We start from the raw sequence: 16,126 nt of genomic DNA on the forward strand, positions 1-16,126 counted from the left end.
AATGGTCGATCGAGGAATGGGGTTTGATAGCTTAGCGAGCGATCGCTCTCGCCTTTGTTAAGAAAGATGTGAGTAACGCATAGCTTAAAAAGAGGGGACAAGATTGTTCTCTTTCGTTCCCCTTCTTAAGGGGGATGCCATAGGGTTCTTGCTTCGCTGATAAACGAGATATACAAAGGGTTTTATCCAGGTTGTTGACACAAATGGGGAGAGGTATATTTCAATACACTTGGGATCGGAGAGCCGGGAAGTCAAAACTATGAAAAATAGATACGCTCGATTGATTTCATAAAAGATCGCGTTCACGTATAGCGTTCGTATCTTCGGACAACTCCTAACCCAAGTCTATTGAGATATATTTAGATTTTTAAATTTTTGGTTTAAGTAGGTGCATCTCGTGTCGGTAAGGTAACTACTCAATAACCGCTGGTAATTTTAGAGAATCTAAATGATATCCAACGATTTCACTCTCGTTTGGGCGTGACTTTCTGCTAATTTACCAGCGGTTCCGCAGGCTTTTTCAGCGGTTATTGAGCAGTTACTGCGTAAGTCCTGTTTCGGTTGACCACAATTTATTTAAAATAAGGGTTTTAATTATGTCAGCAAAGCAGATTCTGGTAATCGATGACGAACAAAACCTCTGTAGCGTGATTCAGGCTTGTCTAGAACATTTAGGTGGCTGGAGAGTGCTGATTTCGCCCGAGGCCAGCAAAGGATTGGTTTTAGCTGAAACTCAAGTCCCTGATGCTATTCTACTCGATGTAATGATGCCCGATATGGACGGAGTTACTTTGTTTGGTTTGCTGCAAAAAAATGCGACTACTCGAGAGATTCCGGTGATTTTTCTGACGGCTAAGGTGCAGGCAATGGATTTGAACGAGTTTGCTGATTTGGGGGTAGCAGGGGTGATTGCCAAGCCTTTCGATCCTTTGAGTTTGGCGCAGCAAGTTGCCGGAATTCTGGGTTGGGAAACGTTGCTTTAAGCTGGGGAAAAATGCAAGACAAGACTCGGCGGTTTCAACGGCACGCCAAACAAACGAAGTGTCCTCGGCCGACAAATTAATTAAGACTCTTGCTAAAATATCGCAATTATCTTGGTGAACCGGCTTTCTGCGTCCAGGAAAGTCCGAGTTTTCCGGGTGTTTTCAGAATTTCCTCATTTTTTTGATTTAGCTTTGAGATCGATCGGTGATTGGTTACTTCCAACCCTGATTCCCTAGAAGTTTCAGAGATAACCTCAGGGACTCGGGGTCTTTTGTTGCCCGTAAAGTCGATCGGCTTTCTGCGTATTTATACTTATATTAGTGTTATATAAATTACAGATTGTTGCTCGATCGACCAAATTTTTCAGCCATACTCCCTAATACAGCGAAGTTGGTAGGAAAAAACCCGGTTTCTGCCTAAGTGTTATAATCGATGCTTTGAGCAAAATATATTGATTTAAAACAATGACGATCTTCATAATTTCCTCATATTTTTTAGATAATGTTTATGCCAGGTTCTTCAAGTGAAGGTCGCACTCTCAGCAGCATCCGGCTGCCAAAAAACGAACCTGTTGTCAGGAGAGTTTGGTGAGTGACGGTACTTTTGATTGAGGAGTGCGACAACACAACCAACCTGAATCAATCAGGGGTTAGGCACTGCATACTAACCAAACTGGGTTTTTCAACCGGAAAAAACTGGTTTCGGTGCAAGTATTCTAAGTGTTGGCAGGAAAAATCAATCAAAAATAAATTAATAACTGAGGATGTGATTCGTGCTGTCGAATAACGTCGAGAAAATAATAAGGTCATTTTGTCAACAGCCAAACTCGCAATTGCGACGAATAGGCAAAGCGAAGTCTGATTCAACAGTTGACAGTTGACAGTTGACAGTTGACAGTTGACAGTTTAAAAGCGACCTCTACCTAGAAGTCAGAGGATTGGAGTAATGAATAGTCTGATTTTAATTTCTCCCTCAAAGGGAGAGGCTTTCAACCAATTCTTTCTGGTAAGTTTTTTAAAGAGTGTGGAGATTTCTCAAATGTCATATCAGCTATCTTCTCAAGGTAACAACCAAATCTTGTGCTATTACGCCAATACTACTAACCAAATTCAGGTTTTACGGATTGGAAACATTCCTAACTGGTACTTTGAAAGAGTGATGTTTCCGGGGCAGCAAATGATGTTTGAAGCTGCGGCAACAGCAGTATTAGAAATTCATACAGGCGCGGTGGCAAGTGCTATTTTATCGGACAATATTCCCTGCTACGTGCTGCGGGTTATAGAAGAGGTAAGTTCTGAGTTCGATCGGGTTATTCCGGAAGCAAAATATGCGGTATTAGCGCGCTAAAGTTCCGAAGAAATGAGACGAACTGGATCGGGGGCAACAAATATCTAAGTTCAGTAGTATTTGGGAAATTGGGAAAATGCAGAAAAATCTTGTCAATATCACCTTGGGCGTAGTCACAGAGGAAGTAGAAATTATCTTGGGGTCTTATCCCAACCATCCCCACCAACAGGTTTTTTCACACTCGGGCTTGCGGCAGGATTTAATTGCTTACGTGCTGAGCAGAGTTCCTAATAAATATACTGCGATCGACTCCGGCGAGTCTGTGTCGAACCAGACAATTCAGGTTCGCTGTTCTTCAGAACAGTTGCTACAGATAGAAAATTTGATTCATGCTGGCATTTGCGACTTGCTGCATTCCTATCAGAAGGTAGATTATCGCGTTTGGGAAGAAGTTAAATTCGATTCTAGAGTTGCTAGTTGGTTTAGATAGTTTGTGGCAATTGAGGGAGATGCCGAGAGCCTCGGCACTCTCGATCGCCCGATCGAGCTAAAATTGTCTGTACGCAGAGGTTGCATTCAACACTTTTGGTAATCGCGGCAGCCCTCGCAGGGGCCATTGGGGTTGACAGCACAGCGCAGAATTTCCGATCGAGCGTTAAAGTGGCAGCTAGCAACTCCGATAACCCAGATGCCGCTGACAAATGTTCTTTCCATCGGCGGTGTGGCAGACTGTACGTACAAGGCAATTTTTTGCAGTTGGTAGCGCCCGGATTTGAGTTGATAGCGGTGGTGGCGTTCCAAGACAGCGTAGGTTTTTCCCTCTAAATCCAGATAGTTCCCCGGTTGCGGCGTCCAATCTAGCCGAATGCTCCCTAGGGATTGGCGGGGGTGAGAGAGAATCACCTCTACGGGTAAAGTATTTTGTTCCATGTGGCGGTGCGGCAAGCGAGTACAAGCTGATGGTATCGCAATCGCAGGTTCGATCGAGAGGCGGTGGAGATTCTCAACTCAATTTTAAGGGTTTGGGGGACTTGGGTTGCGATCGGTTTGGTTCGATCGTTCGGACTTCAGTCCTCTGATTTTATGAGGACTGAAGTCCTCACTACAAACCTTTAACGGCATTTTATGAAATCAAAATCCCCAAAAATAATTCATTCCTTCCATGATGCCCCCAGCGCAAGCAGAGCCAGCTAAATAATGATTTGTTGTGCCATATTTGCGATGCCATGCTAAGAGTTCTGACATAGCGTTAGCAACGATTATTCCCCGAACATCCTGTTCAAACATACTAATATCATTGCCAGAATCGCCGCAAACTAATGTTGCGTCCGATGGAATTTGGAGGTGCTGTTGTAAATAAGTTAGGGCATTGCCTTTATTGCTAGTTTTTGGTAAGATATCTAGATCGCGATTGCTGCTAAAAATGATTTGAGCTGCTAGTCCCGATGTAGTTAATTTTTGCTGCAATTCCTGGAGAATCGAGCTGTTGTCTGCTTCGGGTTCCAGACAATAACTGATTTTCCAAGGATTTTGTTCTGTTAGGGATTGGGGTTTAAGCTGCTTAAACTGTTGAGCTAAAGAGGCGATCGCAATTTTATCCCAGTTTTGAGAAATATATTCCGCCCAATCTAAATCGAGGGTGGCATTTTGGTAAATCTCGCTGCCTACACCTGCGATCGTATAGTCGGGGGCTAGCAGTTGCTTTTGGGAAATTAACTCGCAGGTTGAAGCATGGGAACGCCCGGTAGCGTAAACTAAACAAATTTGCGATCGCTTTGATTGCAAGTGCTGGTTTAAAAGTTGAGTTGCTTCGTCATCTCCGACTAATGTGTTGTCTAAATCTGTCACTAATAAGAATTTCATTTTGATAATTGTTCAGTTGACTGTTGACTGTTGACTGTTGACTGTTGACTGTTGACAAAGGAAGGAAGAGGATTGGAGTAATCAATAGTCTGATTTTAATTTTTCCCGATCGGGGTTGGGGCTTTCAACCAATTCTTTCTGGTAATTCCTTAATTATCAGAATAAAATTATAGCGGTTCTCACAAAGATGAGGTACGTTGTTGGGCTTGGGCCCTCTTGGTTTAAGTGGTTATATAAGCTGTCAGTTATACCTCATCTTTTTGAGAAAGGCTATAGCGGTTCTCAAAAAAGTGAGATATGCCCAATGCCCTGTTTGGCCAATGCCCTGTTTGCCCAATGCCCAATGCCCTGTTTGGCCAATGCCCAATGCCCAATGCCCTATGCCCTATGCCCTATGCCCATTAGTACCTCATCTTTTAGCTGCGGGAGTCTGTAGCGAGAAAACGCGGGTAGGGGTTGAGGTGGAAGTGTCGCAGCTATCGGGGAGAAGGGCTGGCGGATTGATGGAATTGTCGATCGAGCTTTATGACAAGATACAGCAAAGGGCGATCGCAGCAACAGCCCCAAAAGTAAGGGGGGCAATTCGTGAATTGCCCCCAAATGAGTTAGAAATTGCAAACTTTCCTCAGTCTGAAAAAGCTACTGAAGTCGGTACAGTGCCAACATTAGCAGCCAGACTGACACCTCTGATCTCCTTAGTATACAACAAGACGCGACAGAAGTCATAGGATTTGAGATTTTAGATTTGGGAATGACTGATATGGTGTTCGCTGGATTAACCGCACTACAAACCATTTTTTCTCGTAGTGCGGACTTCATATCGTTTCCGGTTGCATCGGAATGATTTAACCGCGAAGGCGCAAAGGACGCAAAGGAAGAGAAGAGAGAGATTAATACAGGACGATGAAGGGCGGATTTGATATCAGTCCGTAAAATGCTGCGGACTGAAGTCCGCACTACAAACCTTTTTTGTTATGGTAATCGATCGGACATGATATGATTAGTATCTGTAGGCTGCGTCGCAGAAATATCGTATCAAAAAAAGATCGAAAATCGAGCGACGCAAAGCGCGAAAATATTTGATAAAACAATTCTCCATTTCACTTGGTCTAAAGTTTGTGTTTGTTGTAGCAAGATTTTTTTTTTGCTTGGTATTTAGAGCGACAATTGTACAAAGTGGAAGATACGAGCTTATTTGATTGGAAGTTCGATGATAAATTCAGTGCCTTTCCCCGGTTCCGAGAGGCACTGCAATTTACCTTTGTGTTTTTCAACCACAATTTGATGCGAAATTGACAAGCCCAAACCTGTGCCTTTACCTACGGGTTTTGTGGTAAAAAATGGGTCAAATAAACGCATGATATTATCTTGGGGAATTCCCGGGCCGTTGTCTGAGATGCGAATACAAATTCTATTGTTATCAATCATTTCTGTTTTGATGGTGATTGTTGGAAAACTTGAATTGGGGGTATTTGTGGCTGGGCTGCTGCTTTCTTCTAAAGCGTCGATTGCATTTGCCAATATATTCATAAATACCTGATTGAGCTGTCCGGGATGGCATGGTATTTTTGGCAGTTCTCCGTATTGTTTAATTACTTCAATTCCCTGCCAGTGTGCCTTGGCTTTCAGCCTGCTGTTCAACATTAACAAGGTACTTTCTAAACCTTCGTGAAGGTCGGCAGGCTTGAATTTAGCTTCGTCTGCCCGGGAAAAATTGCGGAGAGTTTGAATGATTTCTACAATTCGATCGCATCCTGTGTGCATCGAATTTAGCAACTTTGGCAGGTCTTCTGCTAAAAATTCTAAGTCTATATCTTCAGCTTGTTTCTGAATTTTGGCTGGGGGATTCGGCAATTCTTCTCGATACATCTGCACGATGTCTAGCAAGTCGAGAACGTAGCCGCGGACGTGGCAGAGGTTGCCGGCGACAAAGCCAACTGGGTTGTTAATTTCGTGGGCAATTCCTGCTAGCACTTGTCCGAGGGAAGACATTTTTTCGGTTTGGACTAACTGCATTTGAGTTTGTTGCAATTCGCGCAAAGCTGCTTGCAATTCCTGGGATTTTTGTCGATCGCGATCGGCAGCAGCAGCCCGTTCTTCCTCAACTCCGATCGCCCCAGCGATAATTCCGATCAGCTTGCAGTCGGCTTCTGTGGGTGCGATCGACTCGGTGTAGATTACGCACACCACACCTACGTAATTCTCTCCCAGCCTGACTGCTTGTCCCAGATAGCTTTTGAGTTGGTAGCGGATGACAGCGGGATCGATTTCGCCGTAGATGGTGTTCTGCAAGTCAGGAATGACCACAGCCCGATCGCTGGATTGGTGGCAGACATCGGTGCAGACATGGCCTTCGGCGCGATCGACCTCTGGGTAATCGGGCGGCGCTTGCCAAGTCGCGATCGCGCGCAGCAGCCCGCCACCGACGTGGCTGTAGATGGCGCTGCTGCCGCCCAAAAGCTCGCCGGCTAAGGATGTCAGGCGCTGAATGTTGTCGGCGGCGTCGGTGGTGAATGCCAAAAAGCACTCGTTGATTTTGCTGAGGCGGTACTCTGCTTGTCTGCGCGCCGTCATGTCGCGAGAGTTGATCGCAATTCCGTTCACAGCGGGGTCTGCTAGCAAGTTGATGCCGACTCCTTCGAGAAAACACCAAGAACCGTCAGGGCGCCGGAACCGACCTTTAAGGGCGATCGGATCGCCGGGATTTGCGAGCAGTTTTTCGCCGTCGGAAATCGCCGAGGGCAGGTCATCAGGGTGAATGAAATCGAGGGCAATTTGACCGATGAGTTCCTCTGGTTCGTAGTCCAAGACTGTTTCTACAGAAGGGCTTTCGTAAACAATGCGACCGCAGGCGTCGAGAATGGTTATGATGTCGGAACTGTTGAGAATTAGCGATCGCCACTTAGCTTCATTTTGCAGTAAAGCTGATTCGGCAAGTTTGCGATCGGTAATATCCTCTACCATTTCCAAAATAAACTGTGGCGTTTTGAGACTGCTGTGGATGACAGAGGCGCTGAGGCGTCCCCACCTGATGCTGCCGTCTGGGCGGAGGTAGCGCTTCTCGATTTGGTAAGCTTCGCGCGATCCTGAGGCCAACTCTTGGCGCAAGTGGCGATCGGACTTTGCGTCTTCCGGATGCGCCCAGTCGTCGATGCCGGCGCCGCGCAGTTGGGCTTCCGATCGCCCCAGCATAGCTTGAAATGCCGGATTAGTGGCGATCGCCACGCCTTCGAGGGTAGCCACTGTCATGCCGATCGCAGCGCGTTCAAAAATTGCCCGAAACCGCTGTTCGCTATCCCGCAAAGCTGCCTCTGCTTCTACTTCCTGAGTGATGTCCCGCCCCGCCACTGCCATGCCTTTACGCGAACCGTCGGGGTTAAACAGCGGCACTTTCCGCACTTCAAACCAATTGCTGCCGCCTGTAGGTAAGGAGACAACTTGGCGGGTGCAAGTCAGAGTACCGGCTTCCCAGGTAGTTTCCTCGGTTTCTTGCCAAGTTAGCAGGATTTCTCTGACTCTCGGATCGGCAGTAGCAGCAAGTTCGGCGGTAGTTTTGCCCTGATAGTCGGAGGTTTCCCAGCCCAAAAGTTGGAGGGCGCAGTCGTTAGCAATCAGCCAGCGCCCCTCGCTGTCTGTGAGGTTGACGGCGTCGGGTACGGCATCGATCGCGGTTTTCAGCCAATATTCTCGATCGCGCAGGGCTGCTTCAGCGCGCTTGCGATCGGCGATTTCGGCGACGGTTCCTTCGTAGTAAAGGAGTTCGCCATTTTCGCCCTCAACTTCGCGCACGTTTTCCGAGATCCAGGTAGTGCTGCCGTCCCGGCGGAGTATGCAGGACTCAAACTCTTTCAGGGAGCCTTTTTTGGTAATAGTAGCGACGAATTGGGCGCGGCGGGTGCGATCGACATAAAGGTTTGTTGCCGAACATTTTGCGATCAGTTCTGACGGAGAATCGTAGCCGTAGATGCGGGCGAGTGCCGGGTTGGCGCTGAGGTAGCGCCCGTCTGGGGCGATTTGAAATATGCCTTCGGTGGCGTTTTCAAAGATGCTGCGGTATTTTGCCTCGGCTTGTTTGAGGGCTTCTTCTGCTTGAATGCGATCGGTGATCTCAGCTTGGACGCCGATGAAGTGGGTAACGGTGCCGCTGCTATCGCGCACCGGTGAGATGGTGAGTTCGTTCCAGAAGGGCGTGCCGTCTTTGCGGTAGTTTTTGAGAACTACTTTGCAGTCGTGTTGTTCTCGCAGGGCTGCGCGGATGCGATCGACGGCTGCGCGATCGGTATCGGGGCCTTGCAGGAAACGGCAGTTGTGTCCGATGATTTCGCTGCGATCGTAGCCTGTAATCTTCTCGAAGGCTGGGTTGCAGTAGACGATTGGGTTATCCGGCTGTGTAGCGTCCGCGATCGCGATGCCGTTGCTGGTAGCTGCCAGCGCGCGATCGTACAGCCTCCATACTTCTTCTATTAAATTCGGTGCATTGGGGCCGGTACGATTCGGCGATAGATTGTCAAAAGGAATACTTATATCGATCTGCATAAGTTTTTATAGATTGAGTTTATTATCGATCGCGATCGGCAGCATACCCTGCAATTTTAACAAAAATTTCCTATTTTCTTATATAGCCTTTCTCAAAAAGATGAGGTATGACTGACAGCTTACATAACCGCTTAAATGTATAGGGTTCTCTTCCCAACAACGTCCGCGAATATGAGAGCTAGATCCGCTATATGTCGAAGTTACAAAGTCATTCTCCAAAATTTGTGCATTAAATTATACCAACAATAAATCAGTGTGCCGGGTTTTTCTTGCCTTCTACCTTGTACTTTTTGCATTCAAAAGACTCTTACCCGTTAACTTATAATAGTTGTTGTCGCGCCTTCTCTATCTCTGGTATAGTTTATACCATTTGAGATTTTAGACTTTAGATTGGGACTTGCTGATGAATCTCGCAGTTGGGAGTTTACCTACAGTTGCATTCATTTTTAAAACTAATATTAATTAACAGCGTTTAGTCGGCTTACTGCTGCCGGCAATAAAGTTTTACCTCTAGATCCAAAATAGAGACTCCGGCTCTAGTGAAATATTTTTAATTAAATCTTTTTTAGTTGTTAAACGATCCAAACTATTCTGAAAAAAACCGAGTCAAGATTAATTTTGAACGATCGCAGCCAGTTCCGAAATATCATCGATCGCAAAAGTCGGTGCTAGGGCCAGACACTCAGCGCGAGATCCGTAGCCGTAAGCCGCCCAACAAGAATCTATACCGGCATTTTTAGCAAACAGCAAATCAACCGCTGTATCGCCAACCATTAACATTTGACTGTTATCCAAATCCGGGAACAGCGGTTTAATTATCGAGTGGAAAACACTCGGATTTGGCTTTTGAATAATTTGTCCGTCATCACCTAAAATTAAATCAAAAAAACCGTTAATTCTCAACTTTTCCAGGAACAAATTAACAAAATTAACGTGTTTGTTGCTGAAAACTCCCAGACTCAATTCTGACTTACTTGCTACCTGCAATACTTGCTTTGTCCCGGGAAATAAATCGAGCTGCTTTTCACCTTCCGTCCGATAAAAAGAGCGGTAAGTTTCAACCCATTCCGGAATTGCGCTTTCCTCGATCGCCGGATGGAGGATTTTGAAAGTATTTGGTAAATTAATGCCGATCGTCGCTTGAATTATTTCTGCCTCAGGCGGTATGTTACCAAAACTTTCAAAAGTTTTAGTAATGCAAGATATAATGGCTCTATGAGTAATTGCCAAAGTGCCGTCGAAGTCGAAAATAATTAACTTGTACTGACTCATATTCAAAATTCCCTAGATAGCAACATGAGGCTGAAAACGATGATACAATAGAATTGTCAATCTATAAATAACAATAAACGGGTTGCATCGGGAGTTTGGGAAATATATCGCTCCGGGGCGAAGCATGACCGCAGTGAATATGAGATTATAACTAATAACTTATATGCGGTCATGCTTCTTCAGGCTTCAAAGTTGAGATGCACCCAATAAACCAGTATACTATTACTCAATTAAGTAATGTGTGCTGGCAATTACATTTTTCCCAATTACCGATTACCAATCCTGCCGAATTTAAGTGAATGCCGATAATCTTTCAACATTCAAGAGGTCAATATGAGTGTCACCGAAAAAACCGAACTTCTAGTAACAGATTTTACAGAATTTCCCGACCACACTCAATTACCCGACTCCGACGGTACTTTTGTGAAAAACTTTCAAGAACTTCCTCAAAGCATCCTGCTAACAACATCTGTTCGACCCATTTTAGACCAAATTCATCCCGACGGACAATACTGCATCGGTCAAGATTCAGGTATTTATTGGCGAGTAGCGCAACCCCCAGAACCGCCCGAAAAAGGAGCCGAAGCACCAGATTGGTTTTACGTCCCCGACGTGCCGCCAACTCTCGACGGAAATATGCGGCGTTCCTATGTGATGTGGAAAGAATTAATACCGCCGTTAATTATACTAGAATTTGTTTCTGGAGATGGAAGCGAAGAAAGAGATAAGACTCCCAGAAAGGGGAAGTTCTGGATTTACGAGCGGATTATTAGACCTGCTTTTTACGCGATTTATGAAGTTAAAAAAGCCCAAGTTGAAGTCTATCATTTAGTCGAAGACCGCTTCGAGTTAGCCGCACCAAATAATCGCGGACATTACCCGATCGCACAAATAGGAGTAGAATTAGGCATTTGGCAAGGAGTTTATCAGGGCGTAGAACTGCCTTGGCTGCGCTGGTGGGATGACTTGGGGACTTTGCTGTTGGCGGCGGAGGAACAGGCAGAAAAAGAACGACAAAGGCGCATAGAAGCTGAGTTGCGAATTCAAGCTTTGGAAGCGCGTTTGCGAGAGTTAGAAGGCAGATAATCAGTTGACAGTTGACAGTTGACAGTTGACAGCTATAGCAGTCCTAAATCATTTGCATAATTTTTGTAGGGTTCTTAAAGACCCTGGTTCCCCGGATAGATAAGGGGTAGGCACGGGGGCACTACCCCTACAAATCTTCATCAATCATTTAGGATTGCTATATGGCAATTCTAAATCATTTCCAATCTTCGGGTGTGAAATTAACTCCGGTTTGCAGTCAGGACTTCAGTCCTTAAGAGCAGAGCATCAAGGACTAAAGTCCTTACTACAAACATTTTTTGTTTGCTTGATTTCAAGCACCGATCGCAATTGCTAGAATCAAGAGGGCGGGTTTATTAAATTATTTTTTTTGATTCGTAAATGGCTGTAAAACTAGCCCCTACGCACATATTTTTTGTGGTTCAGCTAATTTCTAGTATGGAAAATTTAAAAATAATCGCTTGTAATCCAGAAGCTGCTTGTATTATTTGATAAGTATTTTGTAGCTTTGTGTAAGTCCTATGGCACTAATTGTTCAAAAATTTGGCGGATCGTCGGTTGGTACAGTCGATCGCATTTTAGAAGTAGCCCGACGAGTTGTCAAAACAGTACAGCTTGGAAACTCCCTCGTCGTCGTACTTTCGGCAATGGGGAAAACGACTGACGGTTTAGTGAAACTCGCTAAGGAAATTTCCCCAAATCCCAACAAACGGGAAATGGATATGTTGCTTTCCACTGGGGAACAAGTATCGATCGCACTTTTGAGTATGGCATTGCAGGAAATGGGACAGCCCGCCATTTCCCTCACCGGCGCCCAAGTCGGCATCGTCACCGAAGCCGCCCACACCCGCGCCCGGATTTTGCGAATCGATCCGGCGCGCATGGAAACCCAGTTAAATAGCGGAAAAGTCGTCGTCGTTGCCGGTTTTCAAGGCATCGCCGACGCCGGAGAATTGGAAATCACCACCTTGGGGCGCGGCGGTTCGGATACCACAGCAGTAGCCCTCGCCGCAGCCTTGCGCGCCGACAAATGCGAAATTTATACCGACGTGCCCGGAATTCTGACTACAGATCCGCGCTTGGTAGCCGACGCGCAATTGATGGATGAGATCACCTGCGACGAAATGCTGGAATTGGCGAGTTTGGGTGCAAAAGTCTTGCATCCGCGCGCCGTCGAGATTGCCAAAAATTACGGCGTCCCCCTGGTAGTGCTTTCTAGCTGGAGTGACGCCCCCGGTACCCGCGTGGTGTCGCCTCCCCCCCAACCGCGTCCTTTGGAGGGCTTAGAGCTCGCAAAAGCAGTCGATGCGGTGGAATTTGACTTGGATCAGGCGGGCGTATCGCTGTTGCGTTTGCCCGATCGCCCGGGAGTAGCAGCGCGGTTGTTCGGTGCGATCGCGCAACAAAGTCTCGATGTAGACTTAATTATCCAATCAATTCACGAAGGAAATACGAACGATATCGCCTTTACAGTCAGGCGAAATTCCCTGAATCAAGCTGTCGCGGTTGCAGATGCAATCGTCCCCGCCTTGGGTAAGAATTCTCGCCCAGAATTGGGGGAACCCGAAGTAAAAGCAGAGGAACGACCCATAGCTAAAGTTAGCATTGCCGGTGCCGGAATGATCGGGAGGCCGAGGGTAGCAGCCGAGATGTTTAAGACTTTAGCGGATGCGGGAATTAACATTCAGATGATTTCCACTTCCGAAGTGAAGGTTAGTTGTACGATCGATGCTGCGGAGTGCGATCGGGCAGTTGCCGAACTCTGCAAAGCATTTGATGTCGCCAACTCGCCGATCGGGCTGCATTCCTCATCGAACAAACCGCCCGCAGTGCGCGCCGTAGCGTTAGATCTCAATCAAGCGCGTCTGGCAATTCGCCAATTGCCCGATCGGCCCGGAGTAGCAGCAAAACTGTTCGGACTGTTAGCAGAAGAAAACATCAGCGTAGATACAATCATTCAATCGCAACGCTGCCACAATATCGACGGCATCCTAACACGCGACATAGCATTTACCGTAGCACAAATAGATGCCGCCGCAGCTAAAGAAGTCCTAGAAAAATCAGCAGTTGAATTCGGCTGGGGCGAAGTAGCAGTCGATACAGAAATCGCTAAAGTTAGCGTAGTAGGTTCCGCCATGGTACTGCATCCGGGAGTAGCGGCGAAGATGTTTGAAGCGCTTTCCGAGCACAACATCAACATTCAAATGATTGCCACTTCTGAGATTAAGATTAGCTGCGTTGTGGATGAAGCCCAAGGTGTCACAGCTTTGAAAGCAATTCACGCCGCGTTTGAACTTGCCGGCACAGAAAAAATCCAAATTCCCGCCTAATAAAGGTTCGTAGTAAGGACTTTAGTCCTTTCTTACAGGTTTGTAGTAAGGACTTCAGTCCTACTTTTTTATGAACTAGCGACAAAAGTTCTTACTGCAAATGCCCAAGCATTAAACTGTGTTAGGATCGAATTGGCGATCGACTAAAAGGAATTTAATCTTATGACAGTAGCTAACGAACAGATTACTGATAGCACTAGCAACTACAGCCGCTCAGGATTGAGTATCACCCTCAAACGTCTTGGAGAACTTTATGAAGGCGAAGATGATGAGGATGAATACGGCATTTTAAAACCCAGCGATTTTGCTTTCAAAACAGCACTTAATTTAGTTGTAGAAGCACATTCTGTTATGGGAAGCAGTTTCCCAAAAGCCTCAGCTTGTACCGATCATCAAGGTGGTGTTAGCCTGACTTGGACAAGTGTACATCCGGCTTGTAAAGTTCGCTTGTTTTGTCCGTTTATTGACGATGACGAGCAACCTATTCGCATTTATCATCGCAAAAATGATGAACACGGTTCAGAGAAGGTAATTTCAGCAACAACATTAGTCGATCGGCTACAGTGGTTTAATCAAGCATGAACGAACAAAGTTTTAGCGATCGGTCAGACTTTGAACCACTACCTAATAGCGCTATTGTCTACCGGGCATTACTTCGCAAACCGTGGATAAATGAGGATACTGGACTGGTTCAATCTGAAGCTTACTACTTACGTAAAAATAAAAATGAACAAGGTATTTCTGTAAACATTGCTAGTGCTTGTTCTCCCGAACAATGTGCTGCAAGATTCAAAAAATGCTATGGAGTTGCTCGCCTTGAGGTGGGGGTATTCGCGAGTTAGGTTTAGATGTAATTCCTGACTCTATGTCTCACGCTGAGATTGCAGGTCTACCTTACGAAGAAGATGACCCTAAGATGGCTGATTTGCTGGCTGACTTGTTAGCACAGCAATCTCAAATTGTATGGAAACCAAGGGATTTAGATTTATGACTGTAGCGAACGAACAGATTACTAATAGCACTAGCAATAGCGGTTTATCAAATTTTCGCATCACTATCGAACGTCTGATCGAACTTTTAGATTTAGAAGAAGAGGATGAGTATGGAATTTTAAGGCCGACCGAGTATGCTTTCAGGACAGCGATGAAATTGGTTGTTGAGGCTTATGATAGCATGGGTGATAATTTCCCTAAAGCATCCATTGCTACAGATGACCGAGGTAGTATTAGACTTGCTTGGACAAGCTTAGAACTAGACCGTACAATCTGCTTATTCTGCCCGCATAATGGTAGTGAGAGAGCTTATATTTATTATCATAAGAGTGAGGAATATGGATCGGAAGATATTACTTCAGCAGCAACCTTAACCCACTGGCTAGAGTGGTTTAACAAGGTATGACCGATAAATCTTCTCGGAGTGAATCAGAGTTGGTAGCTAGAGTCCCTACTTCTTGAATAATTCGCGACTCGGGATGTTTTTGTGTTTCCTTAATTTCATCATACAATAAGTTTTGACTTAATATTTCTTTCGCGATCGCCTCCACCACCGGTACACAAACAGAATTCCCAATTTGCTTGTAACTTTCCCCCGCACTCGGATAACTCTTAAAATCTTCAGGAAAACCCATCAGACGGTAGCATTCCTTCAGCGTCAACTTTCGCACCAAATCTCGATCGCGAAAATAGACAAAAAACCTGCCCGATGTTTCTTGCGAAGGAATTGTCGGATGCACGCCATCCACCGAATAAATGCGATTCGGCTGTCTGTGAACCCTCGATAAATGTTCTGTATTCGGCCTCACGCCAGTTTTCCAAGTACCTTTATTTCTGTAACCTACAAATACAAGTCCCGAATCTTGCTTTCTCGGAGACTCAATTAAAGTATACTCAGATTTATCCAATATTTCAAAATCTCCTGTCTCGTCTAGAAATTCCCTGAGTCTTGGCGGAAACTTGGTTTTGAGATGAGAAAAATTAAACTTTTTACCCTGAGTTGCAATAATAAATATTCGTTCGCGGTGTTGGGGAATTCCAAAATCTTTAGCATTCAAAATTTTATAATTTACGCTGTATCCCAAATCTTCAAGGCTGGCAATAATTACTTTTAAAGTATTTCCCTTGTCGTGATGGATTAAGTGCTTGACATTTTCCAGCACAACTACTTGAGGTTGCTTAATTTTGATGATTTTACAAATCTCGAAAAACAGCGTACCTCTAGTATCTTCAAACCCCAGCTTCTTGCCGCAGATGCTAAAAGGTTGGCAGGGAAACCCCGCAACTAAAACATCAAAGTCTCCCAACTCCGCGGGATTGATGTTACTAATGTCTGCAAACGGAACTTCGCCGAAATTATCTGCGTACACTTCCCGGCATTTGCTGTTAATTTCGCAGGAAAAAACGCATTTAAACCCCACTTTTTCAAAACCTTGCCTGAAACCTCCTATTCCCGAAAATAAGTCTATAAATTTCATCTATAATTTAACGTAAAACATTACTAAATCTAATAATAACAGATTTTGTTCCTCTCTCTTCTTCCACTCTGCGCTCTCTGCGCTCTCTGTGGTTCAAAAAACTAATCTAAACAAAAACCGACATCCCACAGGGAATTGCCGTGTATGCAGATATCGGGTAGAATGCCGATCGCCCAAAAAACTCCCAAACTTGTCCCGCAGCCGACTAAACTAGAAATAGCAAAACAAAATACAGCCATTATCTACTTCCTTTCACCAACAGCAGGGGTTTGAAGGCCCAGCATGAAGGTAGATTGTGATAAGAACGGAGTTTAAATCT

General features: G+C 45.4%; 16 protein-coding genes. 10 read left to right on the forward strand and 6 right to left on the reverse strand.

Features of this window, described 5'->3' with window-relative positions; translation table 11 throughout:
• The first annotated feature begins 596 nt into the window (after nt 1-596).
• The 3 genes from QZW82_RS25010 (at nt 597) to QZW82_RS25020 (ending at nt 2,761) form a co-directional block, all read left to right on the forward strand.
• Nucleotides 597-983, forward strand: coding sequence for a response regulator (locus QZW82_RS25010; RefSeq protein WP_293154432.1), 387 nt, complete (start codon nt 597-599; stop codon nt 981-983).
• A 946-nt stretch (nt 984-1,929) separates the two neighbouring features.
• A complete protein-coding gene (locus QZW82_RS25015) occupies nt 1,930-2,331 on the forward strand; it encodes a DUF1830 domain-containing protein (RefSeq protein ID WP_293154435.1) in 402 nt (133 codons plus the stop codon).
• 76 nt (nt 2,332-2,407) lie between these two features.
• Nucleotides 2,408-2,761, forward strand: coding sequence for a hypothetical protein (locus QZW82_RS25020; protein ID WP_293154438.1), 354 nt, complete (start codon nt 2,408-2,410; stop codon nt 2,759-2,761).
• An 86-nt stretch (nt 2,762-2,847) separates the two neighbouring features.
• On the opposite strand, the gene QZW82_RS25025 is transcribed toward QZW82_RS25020, so the two are convergent.
• Both QZW82_RS25025 and QZW82_RS25030 read right to left on the reverse strand, forming a co-directional pair.
• Nucleotides 2,848-3,201, reverse strand: a complete 354-nt coding sequence (locus QZW82_RS25025; RefSeq protein WP_293154441.1) for a DUF6464 family protein — start codon at nt 3,199-3,201, stop codon at nt 2,848-2,850.
• Between the two features lie 201 nt (nt 3,202-3,402).
• Nucleotides 3,403-4,134: a sucrose-phosphate phosphatase gene (locus QZW82_RS25030; RefSeq protein WP_293154444.1), complete on the reverse strand. Its 732-nt coding sequence runs from the start codon at nt 4,132-4,134 to the stop codon at nt 3,403-3,405.
• Between the two features lie 380 nt (nt 4,135-4,514).
• Between QZW82_RS25030 and QZW82_RS25035 the strand changes: the two genes are divergently transcribed.
• Complete coding sequence (locus QZW82_RS25035; protein ID WP_293154447.1) at nt 4,515-4,862, forward strand: hypothetical protein; 348 nt, start codon at nt 4,515-4,517, stop codon at nt 4,860-4,862.
• A 463-nt stretch (nt 4,863-5,325) separates the two neighbouring features.
• On the opposite strand, the gene QZW82_RS25040 is transcribed toward QZW82_RS25035, so the two are convergent.
• Complete coding sequence (locus QZW82_RS25040) at nt 5,326-8,670, reverse strand: PAS domain S-box protein (protein ID WP_293154450.1); 3,345 nt, start codon at nt 8,668-8,670, stop codon at nt 5,326-5,328.
• A gap of 612 nt (nt 8,671-9,282) precedes the next feature.
• A complete protein-coding gene (locus QZW82_RS25045) occupies nt 9,283-9,942 on the reverse strand; it encodes an HAD family hydrolase (RefSeq protein WP_293154453.1) in 660 nt (219 codons plus the stop codon).
• A gap of 333 nt (nt 9,943-10,275) precedes the next feature.
• Here QZW82_RS25045 and QZW82_RS25050 point away from each other — a divergent pair, with 333 nt between their 5' ends.
• The 6 genes from QZW82_RS25050 to QZW82_RS25075 all read left to right on the forward strand — a co-directional run bounded on the left by QZW82_RS25050 (nt 10,276) and on the right by QZW82_RS25075 (nt 14,735).
• Entirely contained in the window at nt 10,276-11,028 is a 753-nt protein-coding gene (locus tag QZW82_RS25050; RefSeq protein ID WP_293154456.1) for a Uma2 family endonuclease, read from the forward strand.
• 500 nt (nt 11,029-11,528) lie between these two features.
• Nucleotides 11,529-13,337 (forward strand): aspartate kinase, encoded by a 1,809-nt coding sequence (locus tag QZW82_RS25055; protein ID WP_293154459.1) that lies wholly within the window; start codon nt 11,529-11,531, stop codon nt 13,335-13,337.
• 162 nt (nt 13,338-13,499) lie between these two features.
• Nucleotides 13,500-13,919, forward strand: a complete 420-nt coding sequence (locus QZW82_RS25060) for a hypothetical protein (protein ID WP_293154461.1) — start codon at nt 13,500-13,502, stop codon at nt 13,917-13,919.
• Nucleotides 13,916-14,179 (forward strand): hypothetical protein, encoded by a 264-nt coding sequence (locus QZW82_RS25065; protein WP_293154463.1) that lies wholly within the window; start codon nt 13,916-13,918, stop codon nt 14,177-14,179. The genes QZW82_RS25060 and QZW82_RS25065 overlap by 4 nt, the downstream gene beginning before the upstream one ends.
• 23 nt (nt 14,180-14,202) lie before the next feature.
• Nucleotides 14,203-14,328 carry a hypothetical protein gene (locus QZW82_RS25070; protein WP_293154466.1) on the forward strand — a complete coding sequence of 42 codons (126 nt, stop codon included), beginning with the start codon at nt 14,203-14,205 and terminating at the stop codon, nt 14,326-14,328.
• A complete protein-coding gene (locus tag QZW82_RS25075; RefSeq protein ID WP_293154468.1) occupies nt 14,325-14,735 on the forward strand; it encodes a hypothetical protein in 411 nt (136 codons plus the stop codon). The genes QZW82_RS25070 and QZW82_RS25075 overlap by 4 nt, the downstream gene beginning before the upstream one ends.
• Here QZW82_RS25075 and dcm read toward each other — a convergent pair.
• Both dcm and QZW82_RS25085 read right to left on the reverse strand, forming a co-directional pair.
• Nucleotides 14,722-15,807: a DNA (cytosine-5-)-methyltransferase gene (gene dcm, locus QZW82_RS25080; RefSeq protein WP_293154471.1), complete on the reverse strand. Its 1,086-nt coding sequence runs from the start codon at nt 15,805-15,807 to the stop codon at nt 14,722-14,724. The genes QZW82_RS25075 and dcm overlap by 14 nt on opposite strands.
• A gap of 101 nt (nt 15,808-15,908) precedes the next feature.
• Nucleotides 15,909-16,046 (reverse strand): hypothetical protein, encoded by a 138-nt coding sequence (locus QZW82_RS25085; protein ID WP_293154474.1) that lies wholly within the window; start codon nt 16,044-16,046, stop codon nt 15,909-15,911.
• Nucleotides 16,047-16,126: the final 80 nt, after the last annotated feature.

Source organism: Microcoleus sp. bin48.metabat.b7b8b9.023, assembly GCF_013299185.1.
Taxonomy (GTDB): domain Bacteria; phylum Cyanobacteriota; class Cyanobacteriia; order Cyanobacteriales; family Microcoleaceae; genus Microcoleus.